We start from the raw sequence: 22,835 nt of genomic DNA on the forward strand, positions 1-22,835 counted from the left end.
TAAGCAAAAACCGCTTTAACGGAGCAAGGTTGTAATGGATTTATTTTTTTATCATTTTGAAACTGAACCATCCCAAAAGAGCAATAATTAATATCATCAGCGTCCAAAGCCATAGCTTATTCGTGAAAAGGGGCTGTGATGTAGCTTCCTGATTTAGTGGTATTGATTCGGTTGCACCAAGTTTTAAAGGGAGAATATCCACCGGGATTTTATCGCTGAAACATCCTATGTCGTAATCCGGTGCAGCCAGGCCTTTGTTTCCATAAAAAAGAAAGTAAGTGGCAGGTTCCGAAAACCGGCAGGTTAACTCATACAGGTTGCCGCGTATAACCACCGAATTGACTTTCAAAGGGGTATTGTTTTGATTGTCAATCGTGATTTTAAATACAGAAGCTTTTGGCTGGTTCAGGGTTATCCCGGGCTCTTCCAGCGAGCTTAACATGCCACTAAAGACCTCCTGGTAGTTGTAGTTCCACCCATCCGGTCCCTCTACACTATCAACAAGGCACTGCACTTTTACCGGCCGGTAAAAATCGAAATCCTGTTCAATGTCCGGAATAATCATCGAGACCGGTACAAATTCGGTAAGATGAACGTCCAGAATTGTTCGTTTATGTTTGTCGTTTTCAGAGACTTCGAACGATTTTATCTCATAATTCCGGTATTTGCCCGGCTCGGACTCATTTTTAATCAGGCTTGCTTTTAAAAGTCCCGGTTTTTCATCCTCTTTTATTAATAAACGGAAGTATTTAAACTTAGCAGCAGGAAATGTGAGGTTTGTGAATGTATAATCTGTAACAGCGTTTTTTATGGAAAGTATACGATAATCCTGCAAAATGGTAAACCAATCGTTGATGTCCTGGCTTCCTTCCAGGTCAACCTTCCAATCAAAATTTTGTTCCTCGAAATCTAAAATAATTTGGTTGATTTCTTCTGATCCAGGGACTTCAAAGGTGTAATAATTCCCTTTTTCATGGGTGGTTTGATTGATAAGCTTAAAAGGAATTTCGCTTTTTACATGCTTACCGGTAACAATTTTAAGGATGTATGGAGCCTCCAGCGTATCTTTTTCGTCTTTGATCCCCAGTATCCTAATATCGCCTAAATCATTTGCTGCGTTGATAAATATGTCATTTTCCAGAACGAGTTTATGCCAGGTGTCTGAAATGCCTTCAATTTTTCGCTTGTAGCTAAAACCCTGATTTTGTCCGGAGCTCTGAAAAGTGCCAAAACCCAAAAACCAGATCAGTAGCAGGCTAGCTTTCGTATTCATTGATTTTGTTTTTGTATTTATGATAAAGAAAAGAAATAATAAGCAACAATGTACCCAGGGAAACAAAAACAACGGTCTTTTTAATGGTATTTAATTGTGCTATGTCATAAAAGAAAAGTTTACACAAAGTGATGGCAAATAAGACAATGCCCACCATACGCAGGTATTTTTTACTTTTCCATATTCCCAAAACCACCAGTAGTAAAGCATAAACACCCCACAGGATGCTTAATCCCAGTTTGTAGATATTTTTGACAGCAAAAAGATCCATCCAGTGAAACAGTTCACTGCTCAGTACCCACACGATCGTTAAATGCACGATTATCTCAAAAACTATTTTAGGTTTGGGTTTCGATTGGCAATTATGCAGTTGTTTCCAGCCGGCAACGAGCAACAGTGCCAGAAAGCCGATGGAGACATATCTGATACTTAAATGCATGATTCCACGCTCATAATATTGGCCAAGGTATTGCTGGAGATAGCTTTCCCGTAGATTGCCCAGAATCGTTAACACGCCGGTAAGAAAAATAATCAGCATTACTGCCCCGGTACTGATGTTTACCAGCTTCAGGGTCTGGTTTTTAATCTTGAATACATTGATAAAGCACAGAAGGCTTACAAACAGTAGTGTATAATTCATCATCCAAATGGCCTTAAATTTGGGGATGTCTCTATCATAATATGAAGTAGTCGATCCATTCTGATTTAATTTGACCTCGATGAGGGAATTGACATATTGTTGATCAAAATAAGCCATCACCTCGAGCAGCAGTGAGCCATACAGTGCAAAAACCAGCATGCCCGGGATAGTAAAGTTGAACAACTTCCGGTAAGCGTGAAGGTTTTCCGGTTTAAGGGCATACTTTTTATGGAAATTAATCCGGTTAATAAAACCCATGGCCATCATAAAAATCAGGGAAGAGAGGAATTGGATGTTAAAAACCGGAACATAATTCAGGATCAAACTCCTGTCAAACCAATCGTCTGTGAGACTGATGAATCCAAGTATCATCAAGGGATAGGAAAGCTGCTCGTAGACGGTTACTCTTTTCGTTCTGCCAATCCAGAATAACAAAGCGGCTTCGCAGGCCCATAGTATGGTCACCCAATTGCCATCCAGTTGAATCGGTATAGCGATGGTAATGAACACCAGTACCAGCCCTGACACGAAATAGAAAAGGTTGCGATCGGCCAATTTTTTCCGGTATACGATGGTGCTTACAACGAAGTGAATGATCGCATTGCCCAACGTAAACAAGCCCAAAAACTGACTGCTGCTTTCATGGTAACCAAGCATGTTGTAGCCAAAAAGGAAATAGATAAATGAGTTGGATAACAGGACAGCAACATGGCTTACGCTGTACGTTTCATTCTGTACCAATTTATAGGCGAGAAATGAAAGATAAAAAATGATAAAAAACAATAAGCTGAATGCCAACCCTTCGGCCATATGTGCCTGTGGATCGAAATCTGCGATATACCAGGTGGTAAATATGAGCCATGTTAGGGAGAAGGCCGAGTAGTACAGCGGTTTCCAGTGTTTTTTGAAGGCAATAATAAGTATGCCGGTATTGATAATTGTCATATATGTTAAAAGGACGATATGACTGCCTGATCCGTCGCTTAATAAAAATGGAACGGCGTAGGCACCTACCAGGCCGATGACACCGATTATCTGCCGGTTATATTGTATGGCCGCAAAAACAGTAAATACGGTAAACGCCACCATAAGGGCAAAGGCGGTTAGCTGGGTGATAAGTCCGTACAAATCATAGGCCGCAAAGGTAATAAAGTACAAAATAGCCATGGCGCCACTGACAAGTACGGCACTGTAAGGCTCGTACTTCTTTTTTAGTCTGATGGCCAATACCAACAGGATTATTCCGAACGCATAACCTAAAATTATCCTGGTGAGGGGATTGATGAGCTGACGTTCGATAGAGTATTTGGCACCGATTGCCACCCCGATGACGGTGATAATAATGCCGATCTTGTTGATGAGGTTTTCGCCAATGAACTTCTCCAGGCTTTGTTTGATGGTGAAAGACGGTACCTTGATCCGGGTAGTGGGTTTAAACGGTGGTGGATCAGGCACCTTGGCTTGGTCTTTTTTTTCAGGCGTTGATACGACAACCCCGGTTTCCAATGTGGCAGGTTTATTTTTCTGTGTAAAAGCTTTCTGTGTGCTGAGGGAGTCTATTTCATGTTTAAGGCGATTAATCTCATTCTGAAAAGCTTCTTGTTTTTTGAGTAGCAGGTTTAATTTTTCGTGAAGTCGGTCGATATTTTTATCGGCATCGGACATTGGCTCAGCTTAAAAAATTAAAAAAACAGGGCTCTTTTTATTCCCATAAGTATTGTAAAAGAAATTAATATAATGAATTCCTGTTAAATTTGTTTCGATGTGCATTGTTTAGTCTGGAAATTAATAAAAAAACCTCATTTATATCTGCCGATGTACTTTTACAGATATAAAATGAGGTTTTCTATAAGGTGATAATCACAACTTAAAATCGCTTCTGAGCGACTAGCCCAGTACAATCTGGTCTTTCATAAATGGTTGTTTGTAAAATCTTTGACCGGTAGCTTTATAAATTGCATTGGCCACAGCACCTCCTGCCGGGGGTAAAGCCGGTTCGCCCAGGCCGGTAGGGTCATTGTAGCTTTTTACAAAATACGCTTCTACTTTCGGGGCTTCTTTCATCCTTATCATACGGTATTGATGGAAGTTATTTTGCTGCGGTTGACCGTTGTAAAAGGAGAAATCGCCGTACATCGCATGTCCGACACCGTCTACCACACCACCTTCCACCTGGTTTTTGGCTGCGATCGGATTGATTACGATGCCACAATCCACTGCACAAGTGACTTTGGTGACTACCGGGGTATCTTTTTTCATGATTACCTCGGCTACTTCTGCCACATACGTATTGTGGGAATAATAAGCGCTGAATCCCTGGAATATACCGGCATCAGGGTTCCCCCAATTTGCTTTTTCCGCGGCAAGTTTTATAACGCCCATGAATTTGTCAATATCGTAATCCACCGTGCCAACGGGATTGTCTTTGGCCTGCTGAAACAGATCCAGGCGGAACTGTACGGGATCGGCACCAGCACTTTCAGCCAGTTCATCGAAAAAGCTTTGTTCTGCGTAAGCGAGGAAATTGGTAATCGGTGCACGCCAGGCCCCCGTAGTGATGTTGCTTTTCAGGTTGTGCGACTCCACCAGGTAGTTGGCTACTGTTCCTGCCGGAAAGTTTTTTTCCCGGGTGGCATTGCCCATATTAACACCTGCCCCTACCAAATGATAGGCGATCATCTTACCGTCTTTCAGGCCGGCTTTGAATTTGTATTTAGAAGCAGGCCTGTACGTGCCGGCGGTCATATCGTCTTCTCTTGAAAAGATCACTTTTACCGGACTATTCGCTAATTTCGAAATTTCTGCGGCTTCCAAAACAAAATCCCCATACAACCTGCGTCCAAAGCCACCACCCATACGGGTCATGCCTATAAAGATTTCGCTTTGATCCCTGCCCAGTAGTTCCGCCACCTGGCGCCTGGTTCGTTCCGGCGTTTGGATTGGACCGAGTAAATCTACTTTTTCAGGGGTAACATGTGCATAAAAGTTCATCGGCTCCAGACAATTATGTGGTAAAAAGGGTGCCTCATAAACTTTTTCCACAATTTTATCGGCTTGTGAGAAACCTTTATTTACATCACCATCTTTCCGTTTCGGTTCTTCGGCTTTGGTGTTCAACAACTTTCTTAATTCCCGGTCATGGTAATTCGTACTTTCCAGGTTTTCATCATTGTCCCATTCCGCCTGAAGGGCCTTTTTTCCTTTCATGGCTGCCCAGGTGGAGTTGGCTAGTACAGCTACCTTGTCTCCAAATCTGATAACATCATTTACTCCCTTAACGGCCTTTGCCCCGGTATCATCATAAGACTTTAGCTTCGTACCAAATGCAGGGGGGCGTAAAACCACGGCAAACTGCATCCCATCCTTGTAGGTATCAAGGCCGAATAACGGCTTTCCTGTAATGATACCCTCCATATCAACGTTGCCCCGGTCTGTTCCAATCAGGGTAAATTCAGACGGAGCCTTTAGCTTCACTTCATCTGGAACCTGCATTTCGGCGGCAAAAGAAGCAATTTCACCATAAGTCACGGATTTACCGCCTTCCCCTGCAATCACTCCGAGGCTGGCTGAGCAGGTGCTTTTATCAACATTCCATTTTTTTGCGGCCGCCTCGATGAGCATTTGCTTCGCAGTAGCGCCTGCCATGCGCAATGCCTGCCATCCCTTTCGTAAAGACTGACTTCCTCCGGCTACCTGGCGTTCGAAAACATCGCTGTTCAGCGGTGCCTGCTTTACAATGACATCTTCCCACTTCACGTCAAGCTCTTCAGCCACTACCATGGGCATGGAGGTTTTGACGTTTTGTCCAATTTCAGGGTTTGGTGACATAATGGTGACCTTACCGCTTTGGGCAATACTCAAAAAAGCGTTAATATCGAACCATTCTAACGGTATTTCGGCTACTTTATCTGCGGGGGTGCATGACATGGCCCAACTGAAGCCCAACATCAATCCGCCGCCTGAAGCAGCAGTGACCTTCAGAAAAGATCTTCTGTTATGTTTTGTTTTGATAAGTGTCATTTTTAAAAAGGTTTGGTTGAAAATCAACTGTTTTGGGCAGCAGTAAGAATGGCCTCCTTAATCCTGTTGTAAGTACCGCAGCGGCAAAGGTTTCCTTCCATCGCTGCGTCTATTTCCGCTTCGGTGGGATTGGGGTTGGATTTGAGGAACGATGCCGCACTCATGAGTTGCCCGGCCTGGCAATATCCGCATTGTGGTACGTCGTGCTCCCTCCATGCTTCCTGTAAAGCGTTCGAGGCATCTTCTGACAACCCTTCAATAGTTGTAATAGGCTTGTCACCAACGCTCGACACAGGAAGGCTGCATGCCCTTACGGCAGTACCTTCGAGGTGAATGGTACAGGCGCCGCATTGAGCAATACCGCAACCGTATTTGGTACCAACTAATTGTAAATGATCTCTTAATACCCATAAAATGGGCGTATCGGGATCGACATCAACCTGCTGTTGACGCCCGTTAACCTGGATGTTGAATGTAGCCATAATTCTTTCTTTTGGAGATAATCGGTCTATCTAATTTAAGTAGTATTACGGATAATTCATACTAATGGCCGGGCTATTTGGCAGATTATTGTTGGGAATTGACAATGGACAATTGATAATTGACAATTTTGTCAATTATCAATTGCAATAAACATTCCGCAGGAGTAATATTAGCTGTTTTTAAGGCTTGTGGACCCACGGTTAACCAGGTGATGAGGAGGGCTATTAATTCTGCACCCAGGAAAAATCAAATTTCGAGGTCGATGCGAAAAGCAAACCTGTCCAGCCGGTTTCGCAGTGAAAAATAGTTGACTGGTAAGGGGATTCCGGAAGTTATTTTTTAAACAAGAAATCCAACTGCGCGTCAACGATAGTAAAAAGCGATTCTTTCAGTTTGAGTTTAGAGACAATATTGAGCCCATTCAGGAATACAAACAAATGCCTGGCAAGGTGGCGTGCATCTTTGTTTTTGTCAATTTCCTCCCTTTCCTGCCCAATCCGGATGACTATCTCAAAATATTGGATATTTTCTTCCATATTATTGGTTAAAACAGAGCAAATTTTGTCATTTTCCCTGGATAATTCACTGGTAGTATTAGCCGCAAAGCAACCTTTTTGATGGAATAATTTTTCCTTGCTCACAGACTTGTACAAATACTCTGACAGCAACGCTTTTGTTGATTTTCCTCTTAGAATATGCCGGATTTCCTGGATATTTGCCTTGTTTTTTTGAAGATACAACTGCAGGGATTGCATAAAAAGCTGGTCTTTGCCTCCAAAAGTGTCATACATAGACGCCCGGTTGATGCCCAAATGATCAACCAAATCCTGAATAGAGGTGGCATGAAACCCTTTTTCCCAAAATAGATCCATGGCCTTGTTGAGTACCTCGTCTTTGTCAAAAGCCTTTGTACGCGCCATAATGCCAGAATGATTATTCCAAAAATAATAAAAAAAGAGAAAACTACGGATGGCGGGTGCGAGTTGCGGGTTTGAGCAACCTGCAGCTCATAACTCACTCAATTTTCCGGATACCAATCCCTTAACCTTACTTCAATATTTTCATTTTCCTCAGCCACCAGTTTTTTAAACGATTCCACATCGCTCAACCCTTCTTTGCCCCGGTAATGAAAAGGGTAAACGATTTTAGGCTTGAAGTCCAGCACAGCGCCGGAGGCCTGGTGAATGTCCATCGTGTAGGGCAGGTTCATACAAACGAAGGCAACATCGATGTTTTTCAAAGCCCTCATTTCCGGGATGTCTTCCGTATCACCTGAAATGTAAACTGATTTTCCACCTACTGTTAACAGATATCCATTACCACGTCCCTTTGGATGCCTTGAGTCCGGGGTTTCGGGAAGGTTATACATCGGTAAAGCTGAAATTCCTATTTCGGACCATTCCAGGTTTTCACCATTTCCCAGGATTTTTAACTTTGCCTGGTATTTTTCCGGAAGTTTTTCCGCTACTGCTTGGGGCGCGACAATGGTGCTGTTCGATATATCAATGGTTTTCAGGGTTTCCAAATTCATATGATCCCCGTGAATATCGGTAATGAGTATCAGGTCAGGGTTGGCGATATCTTCGAAGGCATTCTTTCCGCCGTAGGGATCGATATAAATGGTTTGGTTGTTCCATGTTAATACCAGCGTGCCGTGCAAAACGGGCTGGATGGTAAGCATACCTTTTTCCGTTGCCAACTGATCGGGCCTGGCCCGTTGGGCTTGTGTATGGTGATGGAAAAAAGCTGAAAGCAGGATAAACAGGGTTAAATTTTTCACGGCGTTTTTTATTTGAATGAAACGGAATTTTCCCGGAATAGTTCATAGAAGGCAGCAAGGGCAACTGTGGTCGCCAACAGTGGGATAATATGGTTTTTAATGAATAAAATTAGCCGGAGTGTTGATGAGACATTGACGGGCATTTTGGTTACCAGCGGTGATGAACCTGATCTTTAATGAGTTTTTCATAGATTTCACGGATCGCGTTGACCTTGTGGCTATCCGGAGGTGGAAGGTCGCTGGCTTTCATATTGTTGAGCAGTTGGTCCACATGCGAAGCACCTGGGATCACACAGCCCACGGCCTCGAAGGCCAGAATCCATTTCAGGGCAAGAAGTGCTAAAGGTGTTTCAGAAGCTATTTTTTTTATGGCTTCTACGGCTTCTAATCCCAATTCGTAATCTACTCCTGAGAAGGTTTCCCCTTTGTCAAAAGCCTGGCCATGCCGGTTGAAATTCCTATGGTCATCTTTGGAAAATTCCGTTTCCTTAGAAAATTTACCACTGAGTAAGCCACTTGCCAGGGGTACTCTTACAATGATACCGATGTTTTTCTTTAAAGCTTCCCGGAAAAACAGTTCAGCCGGCCGCTGACGGAAAATGTTAAAAATTATCTGCACAGTATCCACGTTGTCATACTCAATTGCTTTAAGGGCTTCTTCCACTTTTTCAACACTCACGCCTAGTTTTTGTATTTTTCCTTCCCGGATAAGTCTGTCAAACTCGCTGAATATCTCTGGCCGGTAATATACTTCTGTAGGTGGGCAATGCAGTTGTATCAGGTCCAGGGTTTCCAATTCCATATGCTTCAGGCTGTCTTCCACAAATCTGCGAAGGGCTTCGGGGGTATAGGAGGCATTAATGTGTGGGGCTAGTTTCCTGCCACATTTGGTGGCCACATAAATTTTTTCGGAGCGGGACTTAACCAACCTGCCTACTGCCTTTTCGCTTTCACCATCACCGTAAACATCTGCAGTGTCGATAAAGTTAATACCCTGATCAACAGCGGTGTTTAGTATTTCATCGGCGTTTTGGTGGCTAAATGGTTCACCCCACCTGCCGCCCACCTGCCAGGTGCCTAAGCTGATTTCCGAGACTTCGAATCCGGTTCTTCCCAGTTGTCGGTATTTCATGGTTTGTAATGAACATTTTTGGTAAATATAGTCATATTTTGACAGGTTCAAGCATGAGGGGGAAGGGTGGCAGGTTTGCTCAGGTTGCGGGTTACGAGGTTCGAGTTGCAGGTTGCCAAGTGACGGGTTGCAGATTATGGGCTTGTTGTAAAATTATGGCGCAAGCGTCTCATAGGTGTTGCACAACGTTTTTTTCGAAAATAATGAAAACGCGCGCTCATCGTCTCGGAGGCACGCGTTACCTGCGCTGAACGCGCGCCAGCCTCTTTCGTTTCTTTTGTTATACGATGCCCAACAGCCACGTCTCCTTGTGCCTTTCTACGCCGAAGGAGCACAACCGATACCCTTCCCCTATCCGATACCCTTCATGATCAGAGGATGCGATAATTTCATACTCCCCGGCCCAAAGCTGTATACCATAAAATAATTGTCCATTGTCAACTGTACATTGTTAATTGTCCATTATAACTAGTTGTTAAAAAATGTACTTATTAAAATACGGTTTCAGGTTCTACTGTACCCGTATCCTGATACGATCATTATTCTTAACGGTGTCGGCTATAGTGGTTAGGCGGTAAGATGTTTTGGATTGTGTCCATGTCCTGATCTGAAGTGTCCGGATGGAAGGATAATATTTGAGCGAGTTGCTCTATGGTTCTAATGCCTGCTACTGCGCTGGTGATGGCGGGATTGTTCAAGACAAATTGCAACGCTATCTTAAAAAAATGCCCGGGTGAATGAGCAGTTTGCATTAAGCTATCCTGCATTTTCTTCACATCTTCGATCTGATAATCCAGGTAAGCTGCCGGTGGTTTCCCGGCCAGCAGGCCCTTGGCGAGGCTGCCTCTGGCCAATACAGCTATTTGGTTTGATTTCAGCAAATCCAGCATTGCCTCCTCAGGCCGGCGGTCCAGCAGGCTGTATTGCATCATCACCGCTGCTATACCGGATCTTTTGACATACTCCCTGATCACATTAGGGCGAATGGAAGAAATTCCATAATGCTTTATTTTGCCCTGTTCTTTTAGAAGCTCGAAAGCTTCAATGGTGTCATCAATCGGATCTTCGATGGTTCCGCCATGCAGCAGATATAGGTCGATATAGTCGGTTTGTAATCTTGACAGACTGCCTTCTACGGATTGCAGGATATGTTTTTTGGATGCATCCCAGTGCCAGCTCGCGCCATCAGGATTCCAGACATTGCCGACTTTGGTGCAAAGTATGATTTCCTTTCTTTTATTTTTAATCGCCTTACCCACGGATTCTTCGTTAAAGCCCTTCTGATAAAGGTCGGCAGTATCGAAAAAATTAATACCATGATCTGTGGCATGATGAATCAGGTTTTCATTTTCCCGCTGGTTGTTGCCAAGGGACATACAGCCAAAGCTGATTTCGCTTATTTCTATATCGGTGCTTCCTAATTTTCTGTAATTCATGGGGTGAATTGAATAATTTGTTTAAAGTTTGGTGATGTCTTTATACTGCCTTTTTAGCCATGAGGCTAATCCATCCAATCCTGGAAACAGCACACGTTCGTTGATATTGGATTGATCGAGCTTGTCCCGGATTTCCCATTTTAATTCTTTAGGAATAAGAATTTTAAACCGGTCGATTTGCTTGTTTTCAACCCAACTGTCGATGGTCAAATCAGGATCTGAAATCATTGAAAAAAGTGCATATTGGTTGACTATTCTGCCGTCGATAGAAGGTGGTTCAAAAAACATACAAAAGGGTTCGGTGCTTTGTTTTTCCAGGCCTTCCAACCCCTTTAATCCTGAATGATCCAGCATTTCAATGGTGAAAATATGGGAACCTTCTGTTAGATAGGTTTCTAACAGCTTTCCTTTCGGTAGCTGATCGAGGGTTTGTTTATAATTAATGGCCCAGATAAGGGAGTCGGTATCGAAGTTTTCAAAAGTTGCGGTAGCAAAGTGCAGGGCCACCAGGGGTGAGTAAGTCCAGTCCAGCAGCCTCGTAGGCAGCCCGTGGTGTTGGCCGATAGTCAACCATTTCCAGATAGCACTTTGGTCATCCTGGATGGTAGAATATTTGATGAAATTTCTTAGCAGATGCTTTTCCAGATGTACCTGGCCCAGTCTTTTGAGTGTGGTAGAAAGCTCGTAGCTGGCATCCTCCAGCCCTCTGTATGCGTAATTGGAGCGGTAGCGATTAAGTTTGGGCATATAGGAATCATGAAAAAGCAATTCCATGAGGTGATTCCAGTTTTTGGGTTCAAAAGTGGGTGTTTCAATCATAGGACGCTAATTTAATAATTAAATCAGCGTTACTGACGGTGGTAAGAGGAAGAATTTAGGATTTTAGTAAGGTGATGACCGGGCAGGGGTTGAAATACCTGCTTCAATGATAGAATGTCAGAAACATAGAACGCCAGAAACGATGCGTAGTGTAAGTCAGGATAGGATTGGTCATTGATAGACTATTCCGGAAAAGAAGTTTTGAAAGGAACGTTCCGGGAAAGGGCCAAAAATGAGGTCATTAAGGCTGAAGCATTGCCATCCGGAATGTATTTCTACCGGCTCGTAGCGGGTGGAAGCATAATTAATACGGAAAAAATACTTTTCACAAAGTAAAAGATTGACACACCGGGCCGAAGGCCCGGAAAGCGTCATGACTTCTCAGGCACTGGCTCCTCGGCAAGCAGGGCTTCCAGCATGTTATAGGCGGCTTCCCTGCCATCGAGTGCGGCGGTCACTACCAGGTCGGCGCCTCTTACGCCGTCTCCTCCGGCATAGACGCGCTGTTTGGTAGTTTGGTTTTTATCATCTGTGATGATGGCCCCCCATTGGTTGGTTTCAATACCGTTTTCTTGCAGGAAACCCAGCTTTTCATTGTTAAATCCAAGCGCCAGGATAATGACTTCCGCATACTCATTTTCTTCCGAACCCTTCACTTCCATGATGCTTCTTCTTCCATCCGGACCAGGCTTACTTAGTTTGGTGCCTATAAATTTCATTCCCCTGATCACATTGTTTTGATCTGCTACAAAACCTTTTGGACTTCTTTGAAATATAAATTCCACACCTTCTTCCTTGGCACTTTCCACCTCTTTATGGCTGCCGGGCATGTTTTCTTCATCACGGCGGTAAATGCATTTTACGCTGGTTGCCCCTTCCCGGATAGCGGTTCTTACACAGTCCATGGCTGTATCACCACCCCCGACTACGATGACTTTCTTTCCTTTGACATTAAACTTCCTGTCATATTTTTTACCAAATTGCTTCTTTTGAATGTTGGTCAAAAAAGGAATGGCCATATATACGTTTTCGCTGTTATATCCCTGGTAATTCAACACTTTTCCCTCCGAAGCACCAATACCTAAAAATACGGCATCATGGCTTTTGTAGATTTCTTCAAAGGAGATATCTTCACCGATATTCACTTTATGGTGTATTTCCATGCCGGCATTTTTCAGCATCTCTATCCTGCGGTCGACGGCATGTTTTTCTAATTTGAAACCGGGAATACCGTAAGTTAACAGGCCACCCGGTTGATCTGCTTTTTCATAGACTACTGGTTTGATGCCGCCTTTGAGCAAATAAGTGGCACAAGCCAATCCGGCAGGGCCCGATCCGATAATCGCTACCTTTTTACCTTCTGTCAAAGAAGGAAATTCTATTTCGTAGCCTTTGTCGAATCCATTTTCTGTGACGGCTACCTCGATGGCACCGATTGTGATAGCTCCGTGGCCGTCATTTAAGGTACAGGCCCCTTCACACAACCGGTTATGGGGGCATATTCTGCCCAGGATTTCCGGAAAAGGAGAAGTTTCGTTGGATATATCGAAGGCCAGCTTTGGGTCTTTTTCTGCGATAAACTTTAACCATTGGGGAATATTATTGCTTAAAGGACATCCCAAAGAACTGCAGTATGGATTCCCGCATTGTATACATCTGCTTGCCTGCACACCCGCCTCTTCTTCTTTATAGATTTCAAAAATCTCTTCGAAATTATCTATTCGTGCATTGGTTGGTTTCTTTAAAGGATCAATCCGCTCTATGGTCGTGAATTCGTACATCTCTTTCTCTTATTTATACTTTTAATAGTTGTCAAAAAGTTTACAGGGGCTAATCAGTTGCCCTCTATCGGATTAAGGGGTGATTTCATATCTTTGGATGTGACCATCCAGAAAAACCTTATTTCCTCGCTGAAATAACTGAGAATTCTTTTAGCTGTTGGACTGCCGGTTTTGTTGTGATGACTTTTTAGAATACGTCGCAAATAATATCTTGCCTCGTCCGCCTCATCAGTATCGATTCTTTCTTTTTTAATCAACTCCTGATTGACTTTATCTGTAAAAGCCATTTCCCTGTCATACACAAAAGCCACCCCTCCGGTCATACCGGCCCCGAAATTTGAACCGGTAGGGCCTAAAATTACCGCGGTACCACCAGTCATGTATTCACATGGGTGATCCCCGGTCCCCTCCACCACTGCGAGGGCTCCTGAATTCCTTACGGCAAATCGTTCACCAACCCTTCCGGCTACAAATAATTTTCCGCCTGTAGCGCCATAAAGGCAGGTATTGCCAGCCAGGCTAAAATCCCGGTCATGCTCATCCGGCACAATGATCAACTGCCCCCCATGCATGCCCTTGCCCACGTAGTCGTTGGCTGTGCCGGTTAATTTGATGCTCATCCCATTGCTGAGAAAAGCGCCCAGTGATTGGCCGGCATAACCTGTCAGGTCGATATTCAATGTTTTTTTGGGAAGCCCTTTGTCACCATACAAAGAAGCGATATATCCACTGATGTAGGCGCCAAAGCTGCGATTGGTATTTTTTATTTCTTTATCTATCGAAATAGGAAAACTACCTTCAATGGCAGGTTGTAATTCCTGCAAAACGCCTTTTTCAAATTCGTTTTTATCGAAGGGCTCATTTTTCTTTTTGTCGTGCACGTTTTCTCCGGCTACATTTATGAGCACGCTGCTAAAATCAAATTTCTTGGCCAGGTCGCAATCAATGGCCGACAACAAATGTGTCTTTCCAATGATGTCATCCAGCTTTTCATAGCCCAGGCTGGCCAATATTTCCCTTACCTCTTCCGCTACGTTGGTTAGATAGCTGACAACGCCTTTAACAGTTCCTGTGTAATATTCCCTGAGGGTTTCGTCCTGGGTGGCTATGCCTACGCTGCATTTATTCAGGTGGCAAACCCTGAGGATTTTACACCCTACTGTGGACAATAAGACTGTGCCGAAAGCATAGCTTTCAGCTCCCAGAACGGCAGCCTTGATCACATCGAGCCCGGTTTTTAAACCCCCATCTGTTTGCAGCTCCACCGAGCTGCGCAAATTATTGGCCTTGAGGGCATTGTGGGCCTCGCTTAACCCTGTTTCCCAGGGATTTCCGGCAAATTTAATCGAATTCAGTTGGGCGGCGCCTGTGCCACCTTCAGAACCGGAAATGATGATTTTATCGGCGTATGCCTTGGCTACTCCCACTGCTATGGTACCTACCCCTACGGTGGAGACTAACTTGACGCTGACATTGGCGTCCGGGTTAACCTGTTTGAGGTCGAATATCAGTTGCGCCAGATCTTCTATGGAATAGATATCATGGTGAGGGGGAGGGGAAATCAGTGTTACGCCAGGGTTCGTGCATCTCAGTGAAGCGATTAAGGGAGATACCTTTGATCCGGGCAACTGTCCTCCTTCACCGGGCTTGGCTCCTTGTGCCACTTTGATCTGCATTTCTCCGGCACTTCTCAGGTAGGCAGGTGTCACACCGAATCTGCCCGAAGCTACCTGCTTGATTTTGGAATTATGTTTGGAACCAAAACGTTTGGCGTCCTCTCCGCCTTCCCCGGAGTTAGACATACCTCCGATTTGGTTCATAGCCTCCGCAATGGCCTCATGGGCTTCAGGTGATATGGAGCCCAGACTCATGGCCGCAGAGCTGAAACGCTTGAATAGGTTTTGGACAGGTTCTACTTTTTCGATATCAATGGGTTGCCTGTCCGAACTGAGATTAAAAAAGTCGCGGATCATTTTCTGCCCCCGGGTATTGATACGATCCCTGATCACGCCATAATCCTGTTCACTGCCGCTGTTGGCAAATTTATGAATGGAATGAATCACATCGGGCGAAAAATCATGGTACTCGCCTTTGTCCATGTATTTGTAAAAAGAGCCTACCTCCAACGCGTAGGTTTTTTTGATCAGCAAATGTTTGTAGGCGTTTTTATGGTATTGATTAATCCGTTCCTCTACGTCTTCATAATTCAATCCCGAAAGCAAAAAGTAAGAGTTTTTAAAGCATTCCTTTACAATTTCTTCATTTAAACCGATGACATCGAACAAACCCGAGTTGATGTAGCTTTCGATCGTGGATATGCCCATTTTTGAAAGGATTTTCAGCAGCCCGGCATTGATCGCTTTGGCCAGGTTTTTAAATGCTTGCTTCTTCTCTTTCAAAGGCATGTCTTTATCCCTTTCCAGTATTTGTAGCACGCTGGCATACAAAAGGTAGGGGTAAACGGCCGTAGCCCCATAGGCTAGTAAAACGGCAAACGAATGAGAGTCATACACCTCGCCGGTAATGGCCACCAGGGTTACTTTGCTCCTCATTTTTTTCTTTTGCAGGTGCTGATTCAGGTAACCCACCACCATCGCCATAGGCATAGGTTTTTGATCCGGGCTTAGCACACGGTCATCGAGAAACACCACGCGCAGATTTCTTTTAAAAACCCGGTCTTCCACCACCATGGCCAATTCTTTCAGGGAGTTTCTTAAATCATGTGTGTACCCGGTCTGAAAAGTTTCACACAGATATTGCTTATCGAACAGGGAACTTCCTTTGGTGCCGAATGCCCTCAAAACGTCCAGGTTTTCCTTTGACAAAACCGGGCTGTTGGTCCTTATCCGGTGGGTATTGCCTTCCTGCTCTTTCAGAATATTGTTTTTCGCCCCGATGCTGACTTTGGTGGACATGACCACCTTTTCCCGTAAGGGGTCGATGGGCGGATTGGTAACCTGGGCAAATTTTTGTCTGAAAAAATCAGTAAAATTTCTTTGAACCTGGCTAAAACAGGCCAGCGGTGTATCATCACCCATGGAGCCGGTTTCTTCTTTGGCATTTTTAATCATGGGCCGGATAATGTTTTCTACGGTCTCATAGGTAAAATTATGAAACCGCTGCAGGGCGGTCAGGTGCTCGTACCGGTAGTCGTCGAAGTTTTCAAAATTACGATCGACATGCTCCATCAGATAAGCCTGATTGTCATTGATCCATTTGGTGTAGGGACGCGAATTTTTGATGTAGTCGTTTATTTCCTGGTCTTTCAGAATGGCACCATATCTTAAATCCACGCCTATCATCTGCCCGCTCTTTAATTTGCCCTGCTCGGCAATGTTGTGTTTATCGACATCCAGCACCCCATATTCACTGCTAATGATAATTCGGTTATCATGGGTGATGATGTATTTTGCCGGACGCAGTCCGTTTCTGTCCAATATGCACCCGATAAACCGGCCATCCGTGAAACTCAAAGCAGCAGGGCCATCCCACGCCTCCATGTTGCTGGCCGTGTATTCATAAAATGAACGTAATTTGGCATCCATATGCGGGGAATTTTGCCAGGGGGCGGGCACCATACTTCGCGCAGCTTTGAAGAAGTCAACACCATTATGGATCAAAAACTCAAAGAAGTGATCCACAGAAGCACTATCACTCCCGTGTTCAGACAGAATAGGCATTAACCTCGATAACTCTTCCCGGGTATAAACAGGACTCTCAAATACTTCAGAAAGGGTCACAACATTGAAACGGTTGGCCTTGATCGCATTGATCTCGCCATTGTGTGCCAGCGTTCTGAATGGCTGGGCCAGGCTCCATTTGGGGAGGGTATTGGTGGAAAAACGCTGATGAAACAAGGCGAAGCTCACCTCAAAATCTTCCTCCTGCAGATCCAGATAAAATGCTTTTAAATTAGTGGGCATCACCAGCCCTTTGTAGGAGATGGTTTTATCTGAAAATGAAGCAATATAAAAATCGGGGTCATCGCTGAAATGGTGTCCGATTTCCTTTCTGGTAAGATATAAAAGGGCTTTGAATCTTTTGGTAGCTATAGGCGAGTTGGGTACTACAAATGCCTGCACAATATTGGGTTTACAGGCCAGTGCCTGCTTACCCAGGTGCTCATCATGAACCGGTACATTCCTGAAAAACAATACTTTAAGATCGTTTTGGTCACATTTTTCCTTAAAAACTTCCAGGTGTTCATCGGAAGTGGAAAAAATCATGGCTACGGCAAATTTTTCCGGAAGATCAAACCCGTTGAATGAGGCAATACGATGCATGAATTTGTGGGGCATTGAAAACAAAAAACCACTGCCATCACCACTTTTTTTATCGGCGGCTATGGCTCCCCTGTGGATCATTCTGCTTAATGCCTCAATGGCATCCAGGGTCATCTGCCGGCTGGGCTGATTTTTTACATTCGCAATTAATCCAAACCCACAGTTATCCTTGAAGGTAGTAAGTATATCCATCCTTGCGCTTATCATTAAAACAACTTGCCAAAAACAGGCTAAAAAAACTCATCCTTGCCTAACTTTTTATGGACAAAACAGACTTTGGAGGAAGTTAATTTTGTCAGTTAAGCATTGTTCAAATATTGTATGTGAAAGTCAGATGTCCACAAAATTAAAATTTGAACGAAATATGAAATTGCGAAATTTATGTCAAAAGTGGAAATTTTATGAGTTTTTTTTATTGAGTTTGAGATATTATTGTATTGATTAAAATAATTGGCTTGTGTATTAAAAATATATTATTTTTTCTGCTTAAATCGCATTTTTTTTGTTAAAATCTCAACGGGGATAGTGCCGGAAACATGTATCTTTTCTGTTTGATTATCATGATGGGGCTTTTTTTACCACGAATTTTACCCATAGATGGCTGTTGCACACCCCAAAATTCTCGCAACCCTCTGTGCCTCTTCGTGTCTTGGTGCCTTCGTGGTTAACCATTTTTCACCACGAAGGCACCAAGACACGAAGAGACACAAAGGATTTTGTCGAAAACGTCGTGCAAAAGCTACGAACGCTTGCGTTGCGTTAGGAATTAAGTGATATGGTAGCTACAAAGACGCGAAGAGTTCGTGGTTTACTTTTTTTTTAGTTTCTTGCGGTAGCATTCCCTAAAAGTTTATAAACAGGGAGATAGCCGTTTAACCGATTCTAAGAAACACAACATGGAGCAACAGGGACAATCCACTGCGTTAATTACCAATGATGCGGTGATTTTTGGAGTACTGATTCTTATTTTAGCCTTTATTTTCAAAACTTCCTCGAGCCAGGGGAGGTTTTGGAAGAAATTTTATACCTATGTACCCACGTTGCTATTATGCTATTTTATTCCCTCATTACTCAATACATTGGGTATTGTACATGAGCCTGATTCCAGGATTTACTTTGTGGCGTCGAGATATTTATTACCAGCCAGCCTGGTTTTGTTGACTTTAAACATTGATTTAAAGGAGTTTGTCAGGTTGGGGCCAAAGTCTATCATTATTTTTTTAACGGCTACTATCGGGGTGGTAATTGGGGGGCCATTATCTATTTTGATAGTTTCGAGCTTTGCGCCGGAACTGGTAGGAGGGGCAGGGCCAGATGCTGTTTGGAGAGGGATGGCGACCATTGCGGGTACATGGATCGGGGGTGGTGCCAACCAGGCGGCCATGTATGAAATATTTAAACCTTCCGATCAGTTGTTTTCAGCGATGGTGACCGTAGATATCGTAGTCGCTGAAATCTGGCTGTTTTTTATACTTTTAGGGGTTGGAAAATCAAAAGAAATCGATCGCTTTTTTAAGGCAGATGGTTCATCCATCACCCAATTGCAGGAAAAAATGGAGAACTACAGCCTGGGTATTGCCCGAATACCCTCTTTGGCGGATTTAATGGTTATTCTTGGCATTGCTTTTGCCGGAACGGCGCTGGGCCATTACCTGGCAGATATAATCGCACCGTTCGTGGAGGAAAATTACCCGGCACTTTCAAGATTAAGCCTCAATTCGTCATTTTTCTGGCTGGTGGTTATTGCCACTACCTTTGGCTTATTGCTTTCCTTCACCAAATGGAGAAATATGGAAGGTGCCGGTGCTTCGAAGATGGGCAGTGTGTTTATTTACATTCTGGTAGCCGCCATCGGTATGAAAATGGACATTAAGGAAATGGTTAAAAATCCCGGATTGTTTATGGTAGGGGGGATCTGGATGATGATCCACGTGATATTACTGTTTGCCGTAGCTAAAATTATCAAAGCGCCTTACTTTTTCATTGCCGTAGGCAGCAAAGCCAATATTGGCGGTGCCGCTTCCGCCCCTGTAGTCGCCGCCGCTTTCCACCCCTCCCTGGCACCGGTAGGCGTACTCCTGGCAGTATTAGGCTACGCCCTTGGAACCTACGGCGCTTACCTGTGCGCATTACTCATGCAAGCAGCGAGTTGAGTGTGAGTTGGAGTGTGGGTGTGGGCAGCATTTACTAATGTCCCATGGGGGCAAAATATTGGTAGCCCAACGCCAAACCACAAACAACCGTTTTGAAATCGGTTATTTTGATAGCATGGTGAAAACATCCGGTGTTTTGAAAGCCAATCACGCATTAATTATTTTCATCGAGGTTATCGGGGCCGCTTTCGGCGGCGAAGCCGTCGAGTTTGCCGATTTCCTGGTCGATGGTCCACAGGCCGATGCCTTCTTCCCCGATAATATCAAATAATTCCACCGCGCGCCTGGCCAGGGTTTCTTCTTCCCGTTGCTCGGTTACGTACCACTGCAGGAATTGAAAAGTGGTGAAGTCCTTGATCTTAAAGCAGTGGTCTACAATATTATTGATGGATTTGGTAACTTCCAGTTCATGGTCCAGGATCGACTCAAATACTTCCTTTAAAGTCTTGAATTCGTGTTTGATTCCGATAATCTCAGGTTGCAGGGCGTGGCCGCCGGCATCGTTTATATATCCAAATAGTTTAAGCATGTGCTGCCTTTCCTCCTCTGAATGCTTATACAGAAAGGAAGCCGAGTTGACATAACCCTGGGTATCGCACCACGACGCCATGGAAAGATAATAGGCGGATGATTTGCCTTCCATATCAATTTGTTGATTCAAAAGCGTTTCGATTTCTGTGGTAATGGATCTTCGCGGGGTTAGAATCTGTTTTTTCATGTGTAAATATTTGATATGATGCAAATATAAAATTAGCGCAAAGATTTACGCCTTTTGCCGATAAATAATTATACTAATTTATACTTAATCAAAATTAAAGCAAAAAACTATGGCCAATATATACTTTATAGTTAACCCGTGATCTTGCAACCCGCAACCTCCCACCCTCAACTAACAGCTCCCCTTCCCAAGAAGCTGTCAACCGATCTTTCCCACAATGGACCTATTTCAATTATGATTAAATACTTACATATGGATATGATTGGGGATTATTTGCATGAAAAATGGAATAGATTCTACATATAATTACAGTCTGATATAAGCTGAGGTATATAAAATTCTAGCTAAACTACCATATAATATGCAAACTTTGATTTGCTTTCTGTTCACAATAATGGGGATTTATTACGGGGTTTATTCGCAGGATTGCCCTTTGAAGATCTCCCATGAATTGATTCATAATTATTGTACGGGAAAGAATAGCGCGGATTTAACTGTGCGGGTTAACGGTGGCTTTCCACCTTATAAGTATTTATGGAATACCGGCGAACAGTCAAATTCCATAGAATTAACTGATAACGGCATTTTCCAGGTAAAAGTAACAGATAAGAGAGGTTGTGAAACCGAATTTTCAACCGAATACAGGGCTATTTCGACCTTTAAAATTGAAAATATAAAGCATGAGCGTCAGTCTGATGGAAATTATCGGCTTACCGTCGATGCGTCGGGGGGGGCACCACCTTATAAATATTACTGGTTTGGGCCGGAAATTCAAAACTTTGGCACTCATGTCTTAACTAATGCTTTACCTGGAGATTACTTATTGGTGGTGCAGGATAGTAAAAGTTGTATGTTAACCCGGCAGCACCAGATAGTTGCAAAGGAAGATTGAGGTAATATTTAGTCTATGAAATTCAAATTCAGGCATATTTTAGTTGGTTTAACCGTGGTATTTGGTTTGGCTCGAAGCCACAATGCTTTTGCTCAGTTGCCATCTATTATTAATATTTCAACCACAAAGGCAAGTTGCGACGGGGTTAGTGATGCCACACTGACAGTCGAATTTGATGGTGGTAATCTTCCGTTAAGTGTAGCCATTTTAGGTCCAGATTTTCTGTTTTTAACCTATAAAGAAAATGGCCCTGGCCCAGGGCCATTTACCCATACCTTTACAGGTTTGCCTGATGGAAGAAATGGTTCCGGTATTGGTAACTATACTGTGGCTGTGGAGGATAGTCTAGGCAATAGGGTAAATGGATTCACAGTAATAAATGATACCGAGCCCATTTTAATTATAGCTGATAGTATAACCGATGTTTGTCCTCCTTCTCTGGGTGCGATTAATTTAAGTGTTTCCGGCGGAACCGCTCCTTATTCGTTGGTCTGGAGTGGCCCAACGGCGATATTGGACGATGAGTTATCTCCAACCGGTCTTGCACCGGGCTCTTATTCCGTAGATGTAACGGATGCCAATGGATGTACAGCATCTTTAAACAATATGGTTGTAGAAGATAGTCCTGTAGCAACACTATCGGGTGATGCTACAATTTGCGAAGGCGAAAATACGAATTTGACAGTGATCATTTCAGGAGGTACCGGTCCTTTTAACATTACAATTGATAATGGCGTAGGAACAATTAACGGATACAACAGTGGTGATCCTATTCTTGTAAGTCCCGGAGCCAACACCACATATAATCTGCTGGGACCGTTGACCGATGCCAATGGATGCGAGGCGTCTTTAAATGGTAGCGCTACGGTCACAGTAAATCCTTTGCCCGACGCAACGATTACCCCCGCCGGTCCATTTTGCGAAGATGCCGCCCCTGTCAACCTTGTGGCAGCGACGCCAGGTGGTACCTGGTCCGGTCCCGGTATAACCGATGGGGTGAATGGCACTTTTGACCCATCCGTAGCCGGATCGGCATCATCACCCCATACGATTACTTATGAGATAACAGACGGGAATGGCTGTATTGGTACAGATACTGAAGACATTGTTGTAAATGCAGTGCCAGACGCGACAATTACCCCCGCCGGTCCATTTTGCGAAGATGCCGCCCCTGTCAACCTGGTAGCGGCGACGCCAGGTGGTACCTGGTCCGGTCCCGGGATAACGGATGGAGCGAATGGTACCTTCGACCCATCTGTAGCCGGATCGGCGTTATCACCTCATACAATTACCTATGAGATAAATGACGGCAATGGATGTATTGATACAGATACTGAAGCTATTGTTGTCAATGCTTTACCAGACGCGACAATCACCCCCGCCGGTCCATTTTGCGAAGATGTCGCCCCTGTCAACCTTGTGGCA

Annotated in this window: 16 protein-coding genes; 4 read left to right on the plus strand and 12 right to left on the minus strand. The window is 43.9% G+C overall.

What is annotated here, in order from left to right; all coding sequences use genetic code 11:
• Positions 1–40: 40 nt before the first annotated feature.
• The 9 genes from AC04NP_RS28260 to AC04NP_RS28300 form a co-directional block, all read right to left on the minus strand.
• The gene (locus tag AC04NP_RS28260) at positions 41–1,273 is read right to left on the minus strand and encodes a DUF3999 family protein (RefSeq protein WP_482863442.1); all 1,233 of its coding nucleotides are present in this window, start codon (positions 1,271–1,273) and stop codon (positions 41–43) included.
• On the minus strand, positions 1,257–3,578 hold the full coding sequence (locus tag AC04NP_RS28265; RefSeq protein WP_482863443.1) for a DUF2339 domain-containing protein: 2,322 nt from the start codon (positions 3,576–3,578) through the stop codon (positions 1,257–1,259). Before AC04NP_RS28265 ends, AC04NP_RS28260 begins: the two co-directional genes overlap by 17 nt.
• A gap of 222 nt (positions 3,579–3,800) precedes the next feature.
• Entirely contained in the window at positions 3,801–5,933 is a 2,133-nt protein-coding gene (locus tag AC04NP_RS28270) for a xanthine dehydrogenase family protein molybdopterin-binding subunit (RefSeq protein WP_482863444.1), read from the minus strand.
• Between the two features lie 23 nt (positions 5,934–5,956).
• Positions 5,957–6,415, minus strand: a complete 459-nt coding sequence (locus AC04NP_RS28275; RefSeq protein ID WP_482863445.1) for a (2Fe-2S)-binding protein — start codon at positions 6,413–6,415, stop codon at positions 5,957–5,959.
• Between the two features lie 333 nt (positions 6,416–6,748).
• Entirely contained in the window at positions 6,749–7,336 is a 588-nt protein-coding gene (locus AC04NP_RS28280) for a TetR/AcrR family transcriptional regulator (RefSeq protein ID WP_482863446.1), read from the minus strand.
• Positions 7,337–7,434: 98 nt separating this feature from the next.
• On the minus strand, positions 7,435–8,196 hold the full coding sequence (locus tag AC04NP_RS28285; protein WP_482863447.1) for an MBL fold metallo-hydrolase: 762 nt from the start codon (positions 8,194–8,196) through the stop codon (positions 7,435–7,437).
• A gap of 148 nt (positions 8,197–8,344) precedes the next feature.
• Positions 8,345–9,328 carry an aldo/keto reductase gene (locus AC04NP_RS28290; protein WP_482863448.1) on the minus strand — a complete coding sequence of 328 codons (984 nt, stop codon included), beginning with the start codon at positions 9,326–9,328 and terminating at the stop codon, positions 8,345–8,347.
• Positions 9,329–9,873: 545 nt separating this feature from the next.
• A complete protein-coding gene (locus tag AC04NP_RS28295; protein ID WP_482863449.1) occupies positions 9,874–10,764 on the minus strand; it encodes an aldo/keto reductase in 891 nt (296 codons plus the stop codon).
• Between the two features lie 21 nt (positions 10,765–10,785).
• Positions 10,786–11,583 carry an FRG domain-containing protein gene (locus AC04NP_RS28300; protein ID WP_482863450.1) on the minus strand — a complete coding sequence of 266 codons (798 nt, stop codon included), beginning with the start codon at positions 11,581–11,583 and terminating at the stop codon, positions 10,786–10,788.
• Positions 11,584–11,757: 174 nt separating this feature from the next.
• On the opposite strand from AC04NP_RS28300, the gene AC04NP_RS28305 reads away from it, so the two are divergent.
• Complete coding sequence (locus AC04NP_RS28305) at positions 11,758–11,919, plus strand: T9SS type A sorting domain-containing protein (protein WP_482863451.1); 162 nt, start codon at positions 11,758–11,760, stop codon at positions 11,917–11,919.
• A 35-nt stretch (positions 11,920–11,954) separates the two neighbouring features.
• Here the strand turns inward: AC04NP_RS28305 and AC04NP_RS28310 are convergent, their stop codons facing one another.
• Both AC04NP_RS28310 and gltB read right to left on the minus strand, forming a co-directional pair.
• Entirely contained in the window at positions 11,955–13,364 is a 1,410-nt protein-coding gene (locus AC04NP_RS28310; protein ID WP_482863452.1) for an FAD-dependent oxidoreductase, read from the minus strand.
• A gap of 53 nt (positions 13,365–13,417) precedes the next feature.
• Positions 13,418–17,854 carry a glutamate synthase large subunit gene (gene gltB / locus AC04NP_RS28315; RefSeq protein ID WP_482863453.1) on the minus strand — a complete coding sequence of 1,479 codons (4,437 nt, stop codon included), beginning with the start codon at positions 17,852–17,854 and terminating at the stop codon, positions 13,418–13,420.
• A 689-nt stretch (positions 17,855–18,543) separates the two neighbouring features.
• On the opposite strand from gltB, the gene AC04NP_RS28320 reads away from it, so the two are divergent.
• Positions 18,544–19,800: a DUF819 family protein gene (locus AC04NP_RS28320; protein WP_482863454.1), complete on the plus strand. Its 1,257-nt coding sequence runs from the start codon at positions 18,544–18,546 to the stop codon at positions 19,798–19,800.
• Between the two features lie 154 nt (positions 19,801–19,954).
• On the opposite strand, the gene AC04NP_RS28325 is transcribed toward AC04NP_RS28320, so the two are convergent.
• Positions 19,955–20,518, minus strand: coding sequence for a ferritin (locus tag AC04NP_RS28325; RefSeq protein WP_482863455.1), 564 nt, complete (start codon positions 20,516–20,518; stop codon positions 19,955–19,957).
• Positions 20,519–20,879: 361 nt separating this feature from the next.
• On the opposite strand from AC04NP_RS28325, the gene AC04NP_RS28330 reads away from it, so the two are divergent.
• Positions 20,880–21,410: a SprB repeat-containing protein gene (locus AC04NP_RS28330; RefSeq protein ID WP_482863456.1), complete on the plus strand. Its 531-nt coding sequence runs from the start codon at positions 20,880–20,882 to the stop codon at positions 21,408–21,410.
• Positions 21,411–21,425: 15 nt separating this feature from the next.
• Positions 21,426–22,835, plus strand: a 1,410-nt coding sequence (locus AC04NP_RS28335; RefSeq protein WP_482863457.1) for a hypothetical protein, incomplete at its 3' end; no start/stop codon positions are given.

The sequence above is a fragment of the Agaribacillus sp. DX54 genome (genome assembly GCF_056858335.1).